18 protein-coding genes are annotated in these 15,988 nt (G+C 70.2%); 8 read left to right on the top strand and 10 right to left on the bottom strand.

Features of this window, described 5'->3' with window-relative positions:
* Positions 1-14 precede the first annotated feature (14 nt).
* The 3 genes from AC0IY0_RS14545 to ileS all read right to left on the bottom strand — a co-directional run bounded on the left by AC0IY0_RS14545 (position 15) and on the right by ileS (position 4,567).
* On the bottom strand, positions 15-677 hold the full coding sequence (locus AC0IY0_RS14545) for a hypothetical protein (RefSeq protein WP_147857338.1): 663 nt from the start codon (positions 675-677) through the stop codon (positions 15-17).
* A 160-nt stretch (positions 678-837) separates the two neighbouring features.
* The gene (gene lspA, locus AC0IY0_RS14540) at positions 838-1,368 is read right to left on the bottom strand and encodes a signal peptidase II (protein ID WP_147857337.1); all 531 of its coding nucleotides are present in this window, start codon (positions 1,366-1,368) and stop codon (positions 838-840) included.
* Positions 1,369-1,588: 220 nt separating this feature from the next.
* Positions 1,589-4,567: an isoleucine--tRNA ligase gene (gene ileS / locus AC0IY0_RS14535; protein ID WP_471764246.1), complete on the bottom strand. Its 2,979-nt coding sequence runs from the start codon at positions 4,565-4,567 to the stop codon at positions 1,589-1,591.
* A gap of 327 nt (positions 4,568-4,894) precedes the next feature.
* On the opposite strand from ileS, the gene AC0IY0_RS14530 reads away from it, so the two are divergent.
* A complete protein-coding gene (locus AC0IY0_RS14530) occupies positions 4,895-5,164 on the top strand; it encodes a hypothetical protein (RefSeq protein WP_147908398.1) in 270 nt (89 codons plus the stop codon).
* A 30-nt stretch (positions 5,165-5,194) separates the two neighbouring features.
* Here the strand turns inward: AC0IY0_RS14530 and AC0IY0_RS14525 are convergent, their stop codons facing one another.
* From AC0IY0_RS14525 to AC0IY0_RS14515, 3 genes are all read right to left on the bottom strand, one after another.
* A complete protein-coding gene (locus AC0IY0_RS14525) occupies positions 5,195-6,145 on the bottom strand; it encodes a DMT family transporter (RefSeq protein ID WP_471764245.1) in 951 nt (316 codons plus the stop codon).
* A gap of 115 nt (positions 6,146-6,260) precedes the next feature.
* Positions 6,261-6,599 carry a hypothetical protein gene (locus tag AC0IY0_RS14520; RefSeq protein ID WP_147908400.1) on the bottom strand — a complete coding sequence of 113 codons (339 nt, stop codon included), beginning with the start codon at positions 6,597-6,599 and terminating at the stop codon, positions 6,261-6,263.
* Positions 6,600-7,061: 462 nt separating this feature from the next.
* Positions 7,062-7,904: an NAD(P)-dependent oxidoreductase gene (locus AC0IY0_RS14515; RefSeq protein WP_471764243.1), complete on the bottom strand. Its 843-nt coding sequence runs from the start codon at positions 7,902-7,904 to the stop codon at positions 7,062-7,064.
* Between the two features lie 30 nt (positions 7,905-7,934).
* Between AC0IY0_RS14515 and AC0IY0_RS14510 the strand changes: the two genes are divergently transcribed.
* Genes AC0IY0_RS14510 through AC0IY0_RS14500 form a run of 3 tightly spaced genes read left to right on the top strand, consistent with a single transcriptional unit; the run spans position 7,935 to position 8,743 of the window.
* Positions 7,935-8,312: a type II toxin-antitoxin system Phd/YefM family antitoxin gene (locus AC0IY0_RS14510; protein WP_471764240.1), complete on the top strand. Its 378-nt coding sequence runs from the start codon at positions 7,935-7,937 to the stop codon at positions 8,310-8,312.
* The gene (locus tag AC0IY0_RS14505; protein ID WP_348642422.1) at positions 8,309-8,500 is read left to right on the top strand and encodes a PIN domain-containing protein; all 192 of its coding nucleotides are present in this window, start codon (positions 8,309-8,311) and stop codon (positions 8,498-8,500) included. Before AC0IY0_RS14510 ends, AC0IY0_RS14505 begins: the two co-directional genes overlap by 4 nt.
* Before the next feature lie 21 nt (positions 8,501-8,521).
* Positions 8,522-8,743, top strand: coding sequence for a PIN domain-containing protein (locus tag AC0IY0_RS14500; RefSeq protein WP_348642423.1), 222 nt, complete (start codon positions 8,522-8,524; stop codon positions 8,741-8,743).
* 20 nt (positions 8,744-8,763) lie between these two features.
* Here the strand turns inward: AC0IY0_RS14500 and AC0IY0_RS14495 are convergent, their stop codons facing one another.
* Entirely contained in the window at positions 8,764-9,966 is a 1,203-nt protein-coding gene (locus tag AC0IY0_RS14495; RefSeq protein WP_147908402.1) for a pyridoxal phosphate-dependent aminotransferase, read from the bottom strand.
* 156 nt (positions 9,967-10,122) lie between these two features.
* Here AC0IY0_RS14495 and AC0IY0_RS14490 point away from each other — a divergent pair, with 156 nt between their 5' ends.
* From AC0IY0_RS14490 to AC0IY0_RS14480, 3 genes are all read left to right on the top strand, one after another.
* Positions 10,123-10,413, top strand: a complete 291-nt coding sequence (locus AC0IY0_RS14490) for a ribbon-helix-helix domain-containing protein (RefSeq protein ID WP_147908403.1) — start codon at positions 10,123-10,125, stop codon at positions 10,411-10,413.
* A complete protein-coding gene (locus AC0IY0_RS14485; protein ID WP_147908404.1) occupies positions 10,400-10,732 on the top strand; it encodes a type II toxin-antitoxin system RelE/ParE family toxin in 333 nt (110 codons plus the stop codon). Before AC0IY0_RS14490 ends, AC0IY0_RS14485 begins: the two co-directional genes overlap by 14 nt.
* 84 nt (positions 10,733-10,816) lie before the next feature.
* Positions 10,817-11,842 (top strand): LLM class flavin-dependent oxidoreductase, encoded by a 1,026-nt coding sequence (locus AC0IY0_RS14480; protein ID WP_471764239.1) that lies wholly within the window; start codon positions 10,817-10,819, stop codon positions 11,840-11,842.
* A 90-nt stretch (positions 11,843-11,932) separates the two neighbouring features.
* Here the strand turns inward: AC0IY0_RS14480 and cysN are convergent, their stop codons facing one another.
* The 3 genes from cysN to AC0IY0_RS14465 are packed head-to-tail and all read right to left on the bottom strand — an operon-like array spanning position 11,933 to position 15,098.
* Positions 11,933-13,339, bottom strand: coding sequence for a sulfate adenylyltransferase subunit CysN (cysN, locus tag AC0IY0_RS14475; RefSeq protein ID WP_471764238.1), 1,407 nt, complete (start codon positions 13,337-13,339; stop codon positions 11,933-11,935).
* Complete coding sequence (gene cysD, locus AC0IY0_RS14470; RefSeq protein WP_147908407.1) at positions 13,339-14,289, bottom strand: sulfate adenylyltransferase subunit CysD; 951 nt, start codon at positions 14,287-14,289, stop codon at positions 13,339-13,341. Before cysD ends, cysN begins: the two co-directional genes overlap by 1 nt.
* Entirely contained in the window at positions 14,286-15,098 is an 813-nt protein-coding gene (locus AC0IY0_RS14465) for a phosphoadenylyl-sulfate reductase (protein ID WP_471764237.1), read from the bottom strand. Before AC0IY0_RS14465 ends, cysD begins: the two co-directional genes overlap by 4 nt.
* 269 nt (positions 15,099-15,367) lie before the next feature.
* On the opposite strand from AC0IY0_RS14465, the gene AC0IY0_RS14460 reads away from it, so the two are divergent.
* Positions 15,368-15,883: an Lrp/AsnC family transcriptional regulator gene (locus AC0IY0_RS14460; protein ID WP_147857649.1), complete on the top strand. Its 516-nt coding sequence runs from the start codon at positions 15,368-15,370 to the stop codon at positions 15,881-15,883.
* Positions 15,884-15,988 lie beyond the last annotated feature (105 nt).

Below are 15,988 nucleotides of genomic sequence, written 5' to 3'. Positions count from 1 at the left end.
CCACAGCCTGATGGTTACTGCTGGGCCCGCTGGCGCTGGTAGGCCCGGGGGTCGGCCTCGTCGCGCTCGCGGCTGGCGTTGTTGATCGGGTCCCGCGACGGCGGCTGGGCCAGCTTCTTCGGAGATTGCCGGTAGCCGGTGGGCGGATCGGTCAGGATGTCCCGGGCCGGCTCGACATCCGAGGGCTCGGCGTTGGCGCTCTTGCCCTTCAGCAGGTCGAACGGGCTGAGCAGGCTGTCGTCGCGGTTGGTGTCGCCCGGCTTGCGCTCGGCCTCGGTGGTGACGCTCGCCCCGGCGCGGCGGCCGTTGCGGATCTCGTCCACCGACAGGGTGGCGTTGTTGTCGTCGTAGCGGCCGCGTGCCTGGTTGCCCACCGGGCGCCGCCGCTCGGCGGCCGCGCGCTCGCGCTCGACGATCTCGGGATCCTTGGGCCAGGCGGTGCTGGTGGAGCGGGCCCGGGGCTGCGGCAGGACCTTGCCGTCGAGCTTGGGCGGCATCACCAGCGGCGGGCGCTCGTGATAGTCGATCGGGTCCTGGCGCTTCTCCAGGAGGCCGATGCCGGAGAGCGCGTCGCGCATGAACTCGCCGCGCTCCTGCGCCTGCGCGCCGCCGGCCAGCAGCGGCGCCAACGCGACCGCGGCGGAGAGGATGAGACGAAGCCTGCGATGCCCGGTCATGCTGCCTCACGGGTTCCGGCCGGAAATCCGGCGCGGGGATGGCCGCCACGCGGCCTGATCCGACAGGTCCCGGCGTGGGACCGGTTTCCGGCGATCGTATGGCGCCTTGACCGCATCGCACCAGAGCCTTGAGGCAACTGGGGCCTGTGTGTTGCGCGAATCATAGGCGAGGGGCCGTATCGGTCCGGGCGGGGCCGGTCTTGGCCGGATCCTTGGACGTACCGCGCCCGGCTGGGCTCAGGCTGTCGAGGACCAGCCCGATCACCCCGGCGACGATCGCCGCGTCGGCCACGTTGAACACGTACCAGGACCAGCCGCCGGCATGCAGGTGGACGAAGTCGAACACCGCCCCGTAGGCGGCCCGGTCGATGGCGTTGCCGAGCGCGCCGCCGACGATCAGCCCCAGCGCCACGGCGAGCAGCCGCGACCCGGCCCGGGTCATCCAGATGCCGAGGCCGAGCGCGGCGGCGAGCGACAGGATCACCAGGAACCAGCGCCCGAACCCGCTCTCCTGCTGGAACAGGCCGTAGGAGACGCCCCGGTTCCAGACCACCACGAAGTCGGCGAACGGCGCCAGCCGCCACGGCTGGGTCAGCACGAGGTCGGTGCCGAAATAGAGCCCGAGCTTGGAGGCCTGGTCGAGGACCAGGGTGAGGAACAGGGCCAGCAGGCCGGCGCGGGTGGGGGTCATGGGCGGGGACCGGACACACGCGCCTCTCCCTCCCCCCTCTGCGGGGGAGGGTACCCTGCGAAGCAGGGGGGGAGAGGGGCAGCGCGACGCTTCAGGGTTTCACGCGTGTCGCGCGCTTTCCGGACACGGCGCTCCCCTCTCCCGACTCTCGCTGACGCGAGGCCCACCCTCCCCCGCAGAGGGGGGAGGGAGGCGTCGGCGGTGTAGGCGCCCAAAACCCTCACGCCGCGCTCGCCTCCGGGTGCGCCGCGTCCCACTCGCGCAGGGCCTGGGCGTCGCGGGGGGTGACGTCCGGGTAGTCCGGGTCGCCGCCCACCGTCGGGGTGACCCGCCAGGAGCGGACGCATTTGCGCCCCTCGGCCAGGGTCGGCACCACGGCCACGCCGCGCACCTCGTCGAGCCGGAACGCCTCCGCCGGGCCCTCACCGGCCTCCACCGTGATCGCGGAGGTGATGCAGGTGTCGGCGAAGTCGCAGCCCTCCAGGGCGGCGAGCAGCTCGGGGTCCCCGACGTAGACAGTCGGGGCCGCCTCCAGGCTCGCGCCGATGCGCTTGGCCGCACGCTCGACCTCCAGGGCACCGGTCACGGCCCGGCGCACCTTCCGGATTTTCTGCCAGCGCTCCGCGAGGGGGACGTCGAGCCATTCGGCCGGGGTCTCCGGCAGGGTCTGGAGATGCACCGAGCCGTCGGCGGACGGGTAGCGCTCGAGCCAGGCCTCCTCCGCCGTGAAGGCGAGCACCGGCGCCAGCCAGACCACGACCCGGCGGAACGTCTCGTCGATCACCTGTAGGGCCGCCCGGCGGGTCACCGACGAGATCGGGTCGCAGTACAGCGCGTCCTTACGCACGTCGAAGTAGAACGACGACAGGTCGCCGGTCATGAAGCCGTTGAGCAGCGCCACGACCCGTTTGGTGTCGTAGGTCGCGTAGGCCTCACGGATCTCGCCGTCGAGCTCGGCCAGCCGGTGCAGGATCAGCCGCTCCAGCTCCGGCATATTTTGGAACGCGACGTCATCCCCCTGGATCCGATGCGCCAGGGAGCCGAGCATCCAGCGCAGGGAGTTCCTGAGCTTCCGGTAGGTCTCCGCGAACGTCTTGATGATCTCCGGGCCGATCCGCAGGTCGTCGGTGTAGTCGGAGGCGGCGACCCACAGGCGCAGGATGTCGGCGCCCGAATCCTTGATGATGCTCTGCGGCGCGACGACGTTGCCCTTCGACTTCGACATCTTCAGGCCCTTGCCGTCGAGCACGAAGCCGTGGGTCAGGACGATGTCGTAGGGCGCCCGGCCGCGGGTGCCGGAGGATTCGAGCAGCGAAGACTGGAACCAGCCCCGGTGCTGGTCGGAGCCCTCCAGGTACATCACCCGGTCCTGGCCGCCGTCGCGGACGCGCCGCACGCCGGCGAGCGCCGGGAACGCCTCCGGATCGTCCAGCACGAAGGCATGGGTCGAGCCGGAATCGAACCAGACGTCGAGGACGTCCGTCACCTTCTCGTAGGCGGCCGGGTCGTGGTCCGGGGCCAGGAAGCGCTGCGCCGCGTCGTCCCGGAACCAGGCATCGGCGCCCTCTTCCTTGAAGGCGTCGCGGATCCGGGCGTTGACGCCTTCGTCCTTGAGGATCTCGCCGCTCTCCCGGTGGACGAACACAGTGATCGGCACGCCCCAGGCGCGCTGGCGCGAGACCACCCAGTCGGGCCGATTGCCGACCATGCCGTTGATGCGGTTTTTTCCTTGGGGCGGCACCCACTGGGTCTCTTCGATGCTCTGGAGCGCGACCTCCCGCAGCGAGCGGTTGCCCAGGCTGTCCACCGGCCGATCCATGGCGATGAACCATTGCGGGGTGTTCCGAAAAATCACCGGCTTCTTGGAGCGCCAGGAATGCGGGTACTGGTGGCGCAGCACGCCGCGGGCGACCAGCGCCCCGACCTCGGTGAGCGCGGCGATGACCGCCTTGTTGGCGTCGCCCTTCTCGCCCTTGTCGGTGAGCACCCGGGTGCCCTCGAAGCCCGGCGCGGCCTTGGTCAGGGCGCCGTCCGCATCCACCGTGTACGGGATCGCCGGGTCGATGCCGCGCTCCTGCAGCAGCCGGCCGCTGGACATCCAGAGATCGAAATCCTCGCGGCCGTGGCTCGGCGCCGTGTGGACGAAGCCGGTGCCGGATTCGTCGGTCACGTGGTCGCCGTCGAGCATCGGCACGGCGAAGTCGTAGCCGCGGCCCTTGAGCGGATGCGCCAGGGTGAGGCCTGACAGCGTCTCCGGCCGCACGTCGGCGACGCGCTCGAACGCCTCGACCCGGGCCGCCTTGAACACCGTCGCGGCCAGGCTGTCGGCCAGCAGGTAGGTCTGCCCGGGGGTGGCCCAGTTCTCGGCCGGGGCCTGCGTGACGCGGTAGAGCCCGTAGGCGATTTTCTTGGAGTACGCGACGGCGCGGTTGCCCGGCATGGTCCAGGGGGTGGTCGTCCAGATCACCACGCGGGCGTCTTTCAGCGCCGCATCGGCCCCGTCATCGGCTCCTTGCCGGATCGGGAACGCGACGAACACGGTGTCGCTGACATGCTCCTCGTACTCGACCTCGGCTTCTGCGAGGGCGGTCTTCTCGACCACCGACCACATCACCGGCTTGGAGCCGCGATAGAGCTGGCCGCTCATCGAGAACTTCATCAGCTCGTCGGCGATCACCGCCTCGGCCGGGTAGGCCATGGTCGCGTAGGGGTGGTCCCAGTCGCCGGTGACGCCGAGGCGCTTGAACTCCGCCCGCTGCACGTCGAGCCAGTGGGCCGCGAAGGTCCGGCATTCCTGCCGGAACTCGATCACCGGCACGTCGTCCTTGTTGCGGCCCTTGGCGCGGTACTGCTCCTCGATCTTCCACTCGATCGGCAGGCCGTGGCAATCCCAGCCCGGGACGTAGTTGGCGTCGAGGCCGAGGGCGCCGGCCGAGCGCACCATCACGTCCTTCAGGATCTTGTTGAGCGCCGTGCCGATATGGATGTTGCCGTTGGCGTAGGGCGGCCCGTCGTGCAGCACGAAGCGCGGCCGGCCCGAAGCGGCGGCGCGGATCTTCCCGTAGAGGTCGATCGCGGCCCAGCGCTCCAGCAGCAGCGGCTCCCGGGTCGGCAGGCCGGCGCGCATCGGAAACTCGGTGCGCGGCAGGAACAGGGTCTTGGAATAGTCGCGGGCAGCCGCGGTCTCGGGGGTGGTCATCGGATCTCGCATCGGCGGTCGGGCCGGCGGCAATGGGCCGGCAAGGGCAGGGCGGGCGGCAGCAGGATCCCGGACTTCCGCGCGGCCTCGCCGAAGCGGGCACTCATTTACGCGGAGGCCGGGCCAATAATTCGAAGCCTGCGGCCCAGGCCGCGAAGAGCATGCGAAGCGAACATGACCCGTTCTCTAGCAGCGGCCCCTTCCCGATGCCAGCGGGCGGCCCTGCGAGGCCTGATGAGACCTTTCGGCGCTTGAACCGTTGACCGGTACGTCCTCCGCGACGCGCACGTCGCGGAACTCGTCCCGAACGACGACCAGGAGTTGACCATGAAGAAGCTGATGATCGCCGCCCTCGCCCTCGCCCCGCTGGCCTTCGCCACCGGCGCCGAAGCCCAGGGCACGGCCAGGGGCGCCCAGCGCGGCGTCGAGGACGGCTCGGCTGCGGCTGGCCCGGTCGGCGGCGTCGTGGGCGGCGCGGTGGGCGCGGCCACCGGCACCGTCGGCGGCGTGCTCGGCACCGATCCGGATCCGGCCCGCCGCGCCCGCGAGAACCGCCGCGAGGAGCGCATGGACCGCCAGGAGCGCATGGGCCGCTAAAGCCCCGCCTCGGACATCGGCCGGTCGCCCTCAGGCGGCCGGCCTGTCCCGCCGGATCGTCTCCTGCGCCAGGAGATAGAGGCCGGAGCCAACCACGATCATGGCGCCGGCGACCGTCCAGCGGCTCGGCACGTCGCCGAACAGCAGGAAGCCCAGCGTCACGGACCACAGCAGCTGCGTATAGATGAACGGCGCCAGCACGTTGGCCGGCGCGCGGGCATGCGCCATCACCAGCAGCCAGTGCCCGAGCGTGCCGAACAGCGCGACCCCGACCAGCAGCGCCCAATGGGTCAGGCTCGCCGGGTTCGTCCAGATCCAGGGCAGGAGCGGCGCCATCAGCGCCAAGCCCGCCAGCCCGGTGTAGAACATGGTGGTGGCGGTGGAATCGTAGGCCGCGAGCTTGCGCGTGATGATCGCGTAGAAGGCGTAGACCACGACGTTGGCCACGCACAGCAGGGCGGCCGGGTGCATCCCGCCGAGGCCCGGGCGGACGATCACCAGCACGCCCAGGAACCCGACGCCGATCGCGGCCATCCGGGCCCGCGACGACCATTCGCCGAGCAGCGGCCCGGCCAGCAGCGCCACCGTGAGCGGGGCGGCGAACTGGATCGAGATCGTCTCGGCAAGCTGCAGGTAGCGCAGGGCCAGGAAGTTCAGGGCCGTGGAGGCGAACAGCAGCAGCGAGCGCACGATCTGCAGCGTCAGCCGCCGGCTCTTCACCACCCCGGGCGTGCGCACCGGGTTGATGAACAGCGAGATCATCGCGACGCTGGCGGCGTAGCGCATGAAGGTGGTGACCAGCGGGTCGACCTCGGCCCGCGCCAGCGTCTTGGCGCAGGCGTCGAGGCTCGCGAAGAAGGCGACCGCGCCGCACATCAAGGCGATGCCGACGATCCGCCGGCGGTGCGCGAGGTCGGGTGACGGGACCGCACGCGCGGAGGCCCTGTCGTTGGCGACGGATGTCGCGACCTGCGTGCTCATGCCTGCCAAATCTCGGTGGAGGCCTGCTTATCTGCCACGCGTGCACCCGCCGCGGCACCCGCCGCCGCGCAGGGGAACCATGCAGCCGGCACGGCGTCGGGCGCCGATGCCGGGCTCAGCGCTTGGCCGCGACCTTGTCGGCGGCCGCCGTCTTCGTCGCCGTCTTGGCGACCTTGGCTTTCGCCGGGGCCGCTCCGGCGATCAGCGCGGCCAGATGCCCCTGGTCCAGGCCCGCGGCCGGAGCCGGCACGGGGGCCGGCGCGAGGGCGGCAGCGCTCGCGGGCCGGCGCGGCTCGATCGAGCCGGTCGCGGCTGGATCGGGCAAGCTGGCAAAGGCCGCGATCGGACTCGCGGGGGTGGATTCGCGCTGCACGCGCAACGTCCAATGGGCGGCGGTCGAGAGAGCGGCGATCCCGAGGATCGCCTTGATGCCGCCGGTGAGCAGGGCTCGCATGGTGGTCAGGCCCGAAAGAACGCGGTTACGCCGGACCGGATCCCGGCCCTATCGCATCATCGCGCGGGAGCGTGAACGAAGCTGCAACCGCCTGGCGTTGCATCGTCCCGGATCGGGGCAGGGCGCCGGATCGGGCGAGGCGTCGGATCGGGCTGCCCGGATGCCGCCGCGGGCACCTGTCGACGCCGATAGCGAACGGAAATCTTTGTGGGCCTTGCGCCGAGCCCGCGGTTCCTGTTCCCCGCGCTCCCGACACTCCTGCAGCGACTCGGCCCACTGAGCCTCACAGGATTGGTCCAGAGAACTGGTCCGAACCACCCCGTCACTGCCGGCCCCGCTACCATGCAGGCCCGAGCGGGCTCGCGAAACCTTCAGGCGCATCGGCCGCGGGAGACCGCTCGTGTAGAGAATGGCAGCCAAGCCGGCAACAGAGCGACGGCCGATTCGGCGCCCCCGCGGCGATCAGCGCGCCGCAGCGGCCGCGGCGAAGCGCATCAGCGCGGCGATCTCGGTGTCCTCCGACCCCGCAGCCAGGCGCGCGTAAAGATCGGCAAAACCTGAAAACACCTGTCGCCCAGCCGCGTCCGGCCCGAGGAAATCGGCGATCTCGCCCATCTCGGGTGCCCAGCGATAGGCCTTCGGCGCCATGTCGGGCAGGGCCTTGGCGAACCGGGCGAGCAGCGCCGGTTCGTTCTCGGCGAGCTCGTCGAGCAGCGCGGCGCCGGCGCCGGCACGCTCGGCCGCCAGGACCATGAGGGCGGCCAGCGCCGTCAGGCCCTTGTTGAGGCCGGCATAGCTCATCTTGAGGCTGGAGGCCGCGCCGACCGGCCCGGGGCAGACGCGCAGGTCCAGCCCGAACGCGCGCAGGGCCATCGCCGGCGCGGTATCGTCCCCGGAGACGTAGACGCGGGGCCCCATGCTGCCGGGCTTCGGCGGCAGGCCCAGGATCGCCCCGTCGAGGAAGGGCGCGCCCGTCGCCGCAACGATCCCAGCGATGCGCCCGACCGTGTCCGGACTGACGGCGTTGGCGTCGATGTAGACCGGCTTGCGCCGCGCCGCCGTGAGTACGGAGGCGAGGCGGTGAGCCAAGGCCTCCGCGTCGGCGGGCGGCACGATCGACAGCAGGATGTCGGCGGCCGCGAGGTCGGCCAGATCGGCATCGACCAGGCCGGCGGCCTCGGCGCGTGCCCGGCTCGCCGCGCTGCGCCCCGCGAGCGCGGTCAGCACGCGGGCGCCGTGCTCGACCAGCCGCGCCCCGATGGCGCTGCCCATGGCGCCAGGGGCGATCACCGCGATGGTGGGCATGGGAGGCTCCGAAAATGCGCTGCCGGGACAATGGTAGCCGGCGCGCTCACGATGTCATCACGTGCTCCACGATCCGGGATCGCCTTTACGATCACACGGCACGCCGATAATCTTCCAAGCATGGCCCATCGTGCAGAGCATCCGCCCGAGCAGCCCAGGCATTGGCGCCTCCAGGACGCCAAGAGCCGGTTTGGCGAACTCGTTCGGCGAGTCAGGAGCGATGGCCCGCAGCATGTGACTGTCCAAGGCCGGGAGGCCGTCGTCGTGATCTCCGCTGAGGAGTTCCGTCGGCTCACCGGACCTGCGACGGGCCAGTCGCTCATCGATGCGCTGCAAGCCTCACCCCACCGGGACATCGATCTTGAGCCCGAATCTGTGGTGATGCCGGTTCGCGATGTCGGCTTGTGACTCGCTGGCTGCTCGATACCAACGTCCTGTCTGAGTTACGCCGTCCGCGACCCGAGCAGAGGGTCGTGGCCTTCGTCGCCGCCCAACCGCTCGACCCCCTCTTCGTGAGCTGCGTAACGCTCGCAGAACTCCGCTTCGGGATCGAGCGGCTCGCTGACGGAGCCCGTCGGACGGACCTGGCCGATTAGCTCGCGCACCGGCTCAGGCCGATGTTCGAGCGACGCATCTTGCCCCTCGACGAAGACGTGATCGTGCACTGGCGATTTCTGGTCGAAGAGGGCCGGCAACGCGGGCACACGTTCTCGCAGCCGGACCTGCTGATCGCCGCAACGGCCCTGGATGCAGGACTGACACTAGCCACGAGAAACACCTCGGACTTCGCGCAGACCGGCGTCCCGATCTTCAATCCATGGACCGGCCCGCTCCCTTGAGTCTTGCGTAGGGGCGGGACTTACCGCAGCGAGCCGCAGAACCGCTGGATGCGCCGGCAGGCCTCCTCCAGCACGGCGTTGGAGGTGGCGTACGAAATGCGCAGGTTCGGGCCGAGCCCGAAGGCCGAGCCGTGCACGGCGGCCACGCCCTCGGCCTGGAGCAGCTCGGTGACGAAATCCTCGTCGGTCTCGATGGTCTTGCCGGATTCGGTCTTCTTGCCGATCAGCGCCGCGCAGGACGGGTAGACGTAGAAGGCGCCCTCCGGCGTCGGGCAGGTCAGGCCGTTGGTCTGGTTGAGCATCGACACGACGAGGTCGCGCCGGCCCTGGAACGCCGCCCGGAACTTCGCCAGGTGGTCCTGGGGGCCGTCGAGGGCAGCCACGGCCGCCCATTGCGCGATCGTGCTCGCCCCGGAGGTCTGCTGTCCCTGGACGAAATCCATCGCCTTGATCAGCGTCTCCGGCCCGGCCGCGTAGCCGATCCGCCAGCCGGTCATGGCGTAGCCCTTCGAGACGCCGTTCATGGTCAGCGTGCGCGCGATCAGCTGCGGCTCGACCTGGGCCGGGGTGACGAAGGCGAAGTCGCCGTAGGTCAGGTGCTCGTAGATGTCGTCGGTCAGGATGTGGACGTCGGGATAGCGCAGCAGCACGTCGGTGAGCGCCTTCATCTCGTCGCGCGTGTAGGCGGCCCCGGATGGGTTCGACGGCGAGTTGAGGACAATCCACTTGGTCTTGGGCGTCAGGACCCGGTCGAGCTCTTCGGCCTGAAGTTTGAAGCCGTGCTCCATGTCGGTGTCGGCGAAGACCGGCGTGCCGCCGCAGAGCCCGACCATCTCGGGGTAGGACACCCAGTAGGGGCGGGGGATCACCACCTCGTCGCCGGGGTTCAGGGTCGCCAGGAAGGCGTTGTAGAGCACCTGCTTGCCGCCGGTACCCACGATGGTCTGCGAGACCTTGTAGTCGAGCCCGTTCTCACGCTTGAACTTGCGCACGATCGCCTCGCGCAGGGGCGCGATGCCCGAGACCGGCGGGTAACGGGTCTCGTTGCGGTGGATCGCCTCGATCGCGGCCTGCTTGATGTGGTCCGGCGTGTCGAAATCCGGCTCGCCCACCGACAGGCTGATGACGTCGACGCCGGAGGCCTTCAGGTCACGGGCCTTCTGAGTCATCACGATGGTCGCGGACGGCTTCACCCGCGAGAGGACGTCGGCGAGGAGAGCCATGATGTGTCGATCTCCGTGAGGGCGAGGCGATCTCGGGCGCCCGCGATGCGGCCGGGACCCTAGGCCGACGGTGCGGTGCGGACAAGGCTGCGCGGCAGCCCGGTTTTCATGCTAGGATCGTGCCGATCCGAAGAGGCCGAGTGAAGAGGCCGAGTCATGCCACCCGCCGAGACGATCAGCGTCACGCTGCCTCCCGAGACGGTCCGCACCCTGCGCGAGCGCGTCGAGGCCGGCGAATACGCCTCGCTCGGCGAGGTTTTGGAGGACGCGGTGCAGGCTTGGCAGAGCCGGCGCCAGGAGGATGCCGAACGTCTCGACGCGATGCGCGCCCGCATCCGCCGCTCCCTCGACGACCCGCGGCCGCCGCTGAGCGTCGAGGAGGTCCGAGCTCACATCAAGGCCCTTCATGCCGAGACCGTGAAGGCCCACCGGAATGCGACGCCTTAGGGTCGTCTTCCGTGCGGAAGCCGAGTTCGATCTGCTGCAGATCTACCGTTGGGTCTACGAGGCGAGCCGCGACCCGAGCGTTGCCGACCGGTTTCTGAACCGGCTCGTCAGCCGCTGTGAACGTGTCGGCGACGCACCCCATGGTGCTCGCCCGCGCGACGATTTGGAGCCCGGGTTGCGGACGGTATCGTTCGAACGATCCGCTGTGATCGCTTATCACGTCAACGGCGATCGGGTGGAGATCGTCAACGTCTTCTACGGCGGCCGAGACTTCGAGACCCTGTTTCAGGGCGGGGATCAAGCAGGCGGGACGAACTGAGAGCGACCTGCGTCGCGTGCAGCACGGGCATCGGCCCCTCGACGGGCCCTCGCACCGGCCAGCCCGCCTCCCTATCTCCCAACCATGACACCGCTCTCCGTCCTCGACCTCTCCTTCGTCAGCGCCGATTCGACCCCGGCGCAGGCGCTGCACGACACGCTGGCGCTCGCGCGCCACGTCGACGGTCTCGGCTACCGGCGCTACTGGCTGGCCGAGCACCACGCCCTGCCCAACGTGGCGAGCCCGGCCCCCGAGATCATGATCGGCCAGATCGCCGCCGCGACCCGGGCGATCCGGGTTGGATCGGGCGGCATCATGCTGCCGAACCACGCACCGCTGATGGTGGCCGAGCGGTTCCGAGTGCTGGAGGCCCTGTTTCCGGGCCGGATCGACCTCGGCCTCGGGCGCGCGCCCGGCACCGACGGGCTCACCGCCCGGGCCTTGCGCCGCCGGGAGGCGCCCGGCGAGGGGGGCAACGACGACTTCCTCGACCGCCTGCAGGAGTTGCTGTTCTGGGACGGCGGCTTCCCGGAGGGGCACCCGTTCGGGAAGATCCAGGCGAGCCCGTCCGGCGTGCCGCTGCCGCCGATCTTCCTGCTCGGATCGTCCGACTACAGCGCCCAGCTCGCCGGCGACATCGGCTGCGGCTTCGGTTTCGCGCAGCACTTCTCCGGGATGCCGGCCGAGGCCCCGATGCTGGCCTATCGCCGCCTGTTCCGGCCGACGCGGCTGGGCACACAGCCCCACGCGATCCTCGCGGTGGCGGCGATCTGCGCCGCCACCGACGCGGAGGCCGAGCGCCAGGCCGCGAGCGCCCGCCTGTCGACCCTGCGACGGGAGCGCGGCGAGTACCGGCCGCTGCCGAGCTTGGACGAAGCGCTCGCCTATCCGTATTCCGATGCCGAGCGGGCCCAGATCGAGCGCGGCCGCGACAAGCTGCATGTGGGCGGGCCGGAGACCCTGCGGGCGCGGCTCATGGACCTCGTGGCGCGGACGCAGGCCGACGAACTGATGATCGTCACGGCGATCCCCGACCAGGCGGCGCGGCACGACTCCTATACGCAGCTGGCGCAGGCCTGGGGGCTCGGCGCGGTCTCGGAAGCGGCCTGACGGTCAGGGACCCCAATGGGCTAACCCGATCCCAGGGCTTCGCCCTGAACCCGCCAAGGTCCCGGACCCTGTGGATCCGGGACCTTGGCTTCAGCGCCCCAACAGGCGGCCGAGGCGACCGAGCAGGCCGGGGGCCTTCTCGTCAGGCGGTGCGGCGGAGGCCGCTGGCGCAGCCTCGCCCTTGGGCGCCAGGACCAGCCCGAGCGCTGCGGTGTCGGTCGTCTCGCGGTCGATCAGGATCAGGCTGCCGGTCTCGCGGTTGGCCGCGTAGGCATCCACCGCCACCGGACGGTCGAGGCGCAGGGACACGTCCGCGATGTCGTTGGCGGTAAGGCGCTCGGCCGGGCCCGGCTTGCCGGTCTCGGGATCGATCCGGGAGATGATCCGCTCGACGGTGGCGTTGACCGTGGCGGTGCCGATCTTGGCGAGCAGGCTCGCCCCCGGCGCCAGTTCGGTCTCGGCCGCCCAGAACAGACGGGCGTCGAAGCTCTCGGCGACCCGCAGGGGCGCGCCGGATGCCGCGATCACCTGCCCGCGGGAGGCGTCGATCTGGTCGGCCAGCACCAGGGTGACCGATTCGTCCTCGCCGGCCTCCGCAAGGTCGCCGTCGGCGGTGTAGACCCGCGCCACCGTCGAGGTCCGGCCGGAGGGCTGGATGGTGACGGCGTCGCCCGGGCGGACCCGGCCGCTGGCGATCCGCCCGCTATAGCCGCGGAACTCGGAATTCGGCCGGTTGACCCATTGGATCGCCATGCGGAACGGGGCGTTGAGCGCCTCCGCGTGCACCGGAACGGTCTCCAAGTAGTCGAGCAGGGTGCCGCCGGTGTGCCAGGGGGTGGCGATGCCGGGCTCCACGACGTTGTCGCCGTTCTTGGCCGAGAGCGGGATCGCCTTGATCTCGGCGAAGTTCAGATCGCGGGCAAACTCGGTGAAGCCCGAGCGGATCGCGTCGAACGTGTCCTGCGACCAGCCGACCAGGTCCATCTTGTTCACCGCCAGAACCACCCGGCGGATGCCCAGCATCGAGACCAGCAGGGCGTGGCGCCGGGTCTGGCGGATCAGGCCCTGCCGGGCGTCGACCAGGATCACAGCCACGTCCGCGGTCGAGGCGCCGGTGGCCATGTTGCGGGTGTACTGCTCGTGACCGGGGGTGTCGGCCACGATGAACGAGCGCTTGTCGGTGGAGAAGAACCGGTAGGCGACGTCGATGGTGATGCCCTGCTCGCGCTCGGCCTGGAGGCCGTCGACGAGCAGCGCCAGGTCCATCTCCTGCCCCTGCGTGCCGTGGCGGCGCGAGTCGCGCTGGAGCGCCGAGATCTGGTCGTCGAAGATCTGCTTGGTGTCGTGCAGCAGCCGGCCGATCAGGGTCGACTTGCCGTCATCCACCGAGCCGCAGGCGATGAAGCGCAGCACGGCCTTGCTCTGGTGGGCGGCCAGGAATGCCTGATAGGTGGCGGCACGGTCGCTGAACGCGGTGGGAGCCTGGTGCACGGTCATCAGAAATACCCCTCCTGCTTCTTGCGCTCCATGGCGCCCGCGCCGTCCTTGTCGATCACCCGGCCCTGGCGCTCCGAGGTGCGCGCCGCCAGCGTCTCGCCGACGATCTCGGGCAGCGTGGCCGCGTCGCTCTCCACCGCGCCGGTGAGCGGGTAGCAGCCGAGCGTCCGGAAGCGGACGAGGCGCTGCTGCGGAACCTCGCCGGGCTCCAGCGGCAGCCTGTCGTCGTCGACCATGATCAGCTGGCCGTCGCGCTCCACCACCGGGCGCTCGGCCGCGAAGTAGAGCGGCACGATCGGGATTTTTTCCTGCTCGATGTAGAGCCAGATATCGAGCTCGGTCCAGTTGGACAGCGGGAACACCCGCAGGGACTCGCCGCGCTTCTTCTTCAGGTTGTAGAGGTGCCAGGGCTCCGCGCGCTGGCGCTTGGGATCCCAGCGGTGCTGCGCGGTGCGCAAGGAGACGATCCGCTCCTTGGCCCGGCTCGCCTCCTCGTCGCGGCGGGCACCGCCGAAGGCCGCGTCGAACTTGTACGTGTCGAGCGCCTGACGGAGCGCCTGGGTCTTCATCACGTCGGTGTGGACCTCGGAGCCGTGGCTCACCGGCCCGATACCGCGGGCGAGCCCGTCCGGGTTGGTGTGGACCAGGAGGTCGAGGCCGAGCTCCTTCACCCGGGCGTCGCGGAAGGCGATCATCTCGCGGAACTTCCACGTCGTGTCGACGTGGAGCAGCGGGAACGGCAGGGTGCCCGGCGCGAAGGCCTTGAGGGCCAGGTGCAGCAGCACCGAGGAATCCTTGCCGATCGAGTAGAGCATCACCGGGTTCTCGGCCTCGGCGACCGTCTCCCGGAAGATATGGATGCTCTCGGCCTCCAGCCGCTTCAGGTGGCTAAGGCGGTCGGCGGAGGCGGGGGCGCCCGTCGGCACCGCGGCGGCGAGGGCTGCGCTCATCGGGCGAACTCCGGCTGGCGGGTCTTCACGTCTGGGGTGCTCTCGAAGATGGCGGGCTCCTGGCCCGGCTGGATCGACGCGGAGGGCTGCCCGACATGCAGGCCGCACTCCTTCTTCTCTTCCTGCTCCCACCACCAGCGCCCGGCGCGCTCCGGCTCGCCGAGCTTCACGGCGCGGGTGCAGGGAGCGCAGCCGATCGACGGGAAGCCGCGATCGTGCAGGACGTTGTAGGGAATGAAGTTCTCGCGCACGAAGCTGTCGACCTGCGCCCGGGACCAGTCGGCCAGGGGGTTGAGCTTGATCAGGCCGCGGGCGGGATCGAACTCGGCGAGCGGCGTCTCGGCGCGGTTGGCCGACTGGCCGGCGCGCAGGCCGGTGAGCCAGCCGCTCGCGCCCTCGAGGGCGCGGCCGAGCGGCTCGACCTTGCGGAACCCGCAGCAGGCCTGCCGGGCCGCCACCGAGCGCCGGAAGCCGTTGATGCCCTCGTCGCGCACGAAGGCCTCCTCGGCGGTCCGCTCCGGCGCGTAGGCGCCGATCCGGATCCCGTAGGCCGATTCGGTCTCGGCCCAGGTGTCGTAGGCCTCCGGGAACAGCCGGCCGGTATCGAGGGTGACAATCTCGACGCGGCCCTTCGCCAGCCCGGCCATCGCCAGCCCGTGGGTCAGCGCCTGGTCCTCGACGCCGAGGCTCGTGGTGAACACGAGCCGGCCCGGGATCTCGGCGGCAATCAGGTGGAGGCGACCTGGCAGATCGAGCCCGGACAGCCGCTCGGACAGGGACTCGGCCATCGTTCGGTCCGGACGGGTCATCGCGACATGTCCTGAGGTTGGTGCGTGGGATAAGGGCGCGGATCACGCCGCACCCAGTTGTCGTCGGGTCGAAATGTTCGCTATAACGAACGAAGTCAAGGCAGCTCGGGGTGCTTGTCGGGCATATCCGGGTGGCCTGGCGTGCGGTGGCGCACCCCGTTCCTCCGCGCCCGAGACCCCGCACGACAAAAGATTCTTCTCGGCGGCCCTCAGAAACGCCTAAACTCCCCGCGCGCGGCCCAGCGTGGAAGGATCCCACGGAGACGACTTTGGACGCCATCGATCTCAAGATTCTCGCCTTGCTCCAGGCGGACGCGACCCTCTCCATCGCGGCGATCGGCGAGCGCGTCGGCCTGTCTCAGACGCCGTGCTGGAAGCGCATCCAGAAGCTGGAGGCCGACGGCGTGATCGACCGGCGGGTGGCGGTGCTCGACCCGGTGAAGCTCGGCCTCGGCCTCACCGTGTTCGTCTCGATCGAGACCGCGGACCACTCCCAGGAATGGCTGCAGCGCTTCGCTGCGACCATCTCGGCCATGCCGGAGGTGCTGGAATTCTACCGGATGGCCGGCGACGTGGATTATATGTTGCGCGTCGTGGTTGCCGACATGCAGGCCTATGACAGCTTCTACAAGCAGCTTATCGCGGTGCTGCCACTGAAGAACGTCACCTCGCGATTCGCCATGGAGAAGGTGAAGTCCACCACCGCCCTGCCGCTGCCGGCACCCCCGAAAACCGGCCGCCACCTCCCCGGCACCGGTCCGGTCCTCGCCGTGGTTGGAGAATGATCTTCTCTTTTATTGCGGCGCAACGAATGCAATATCCTAGTTCAGGCGCGTTCTGCAAAAAGAACGTTTTCGATTGACACCGGCCTCGTAGGCCACGACATGGTC

This window comes from Methylobacterium sp. AC315 (assembly GCF_979253755.1).
Note: the sequence above shows the minus strand (reverse complement) of the source record. Positions and strands in the feature narration are given on the sequence as shown.

Excerpts from the sequence above, each read along its gene's own strand:
- AC0IY0_RS14545 (WP_147857338.1), bottom strand. The coding sequence starts at position 677 with ATGACCGGGCATCGCAGGCTTCGTCTCATCCTCTCCGCCGCGGTCGCG.
- lspA (WP_147857337.1), bottom strand. The coding sequence starts at position 1,368 with ATGACCCCCACCCGCGCCGGCCTGCTGGCCCTGTTCCTCACCCTGGTC.
- ileS (WP_471764246.1), bottom strand. The coding sequence starts at position 4,567 with ATGACCACCCCCGAGACCGCGGCTGCCCGCGACTATTCCAAGACCCTG.
- AC0IY0_RS14530 (WP_147908398.1), top strand. The coding sequence starts at position 4,895 with ATGAAGAAGCTGATGATCGCCGCCCTCGCCCTCGCCCCGCTGGCCTTC.
- AC0IY0_RS14525 (WP_471764245.1), bottom strand. The coding sequence starts at position 6,145 with ATGAGCACGCAGGTCGCGACATCCGTCGCCAACGACAGGGCCTCCGCG.
- AC0IY0_RS14520 (WP_147908400.1), bottom strand. The coding sequence starts at position 6,599 with ATGCGAGCCCTGCTCACCGGCGGCATCAAGGCGATCCTCGGGATCGCC.
- AC0IY0_RS14515 (WP_471764243.1), bottom strand. The coding sequence starts at position 7,904 with ATGCCCACCATCGCGGTGATCGCCCCTGGCGCCATGGGCAGCGCCATC.
- AC0IY0_RS14510 (WP_471764240.1), top strand. The coding sequence starts at position 7,935 with ATGGTAGCCGGCGCGCTCACGATGTCATCACGTGCTCCACGATCCGGG.
- AC0IY0_RS14500 (WP_348642423.1), top strand. The coding sequence starts at position 8,522 with ATGTTCGAGCGACGCATCTTGCCCCTCGACGAAGACGTGATCGTGCAC.
- AC0IY0_RS14495 (WP_147908402.1), bottom strand. The coding sequence starts at position 9,966 with ATGGCTCTCCTCGCCGACGTCCTCTCGCGGGTGAAGCCGTCCGCGACC.
- AC0IY0_RS14490 (WP_147908403.1), top strand. The coding sequence starts at position 10,123 with ATGCCACCCGCCGAGACGATCAGCGTCACGCTGCCTCCCGAGACGGTC.
- AC0IY0_RS14485 (WP_147908404.1), top strand. The coding sequence starts at position 10,400 with ATGCGACGCCTTAGGGTCGTCTTCCGTGCGGAAGCCGAGTTCGATCTG.
- AC0IY0_RS14480 (WP_471764239.1), top strand. The coding sequence starts at position 10,817 with ATGACACCGCTCTCCGTCCTCGACCTCTCCTTCGTCAGCGCCGATTCG.
- cysN (WP_471764238.1), bottom strand. The coding sequence starts at position 13,339 with ATGACCGTGCACCAGGCTCCCACCGCGTTCAGCGACCGTGCCGCCACC.
- cysD (WP_147908407.1), bottom strand. The coding sequence starts at position 14,289 with ATGAGCGCAGCCCTCGCCGCCGCGGTGCCGACGGGCGCCCCCGCCTCC.
- AC0IY0_RS14465 (WP_471764237.1), bottom strand. The coding sequence starts at position 15,098 with ATGACCCGTCCGGACCGAACGATGGCCGAGTCCCTGTCCGAGCGGCTG.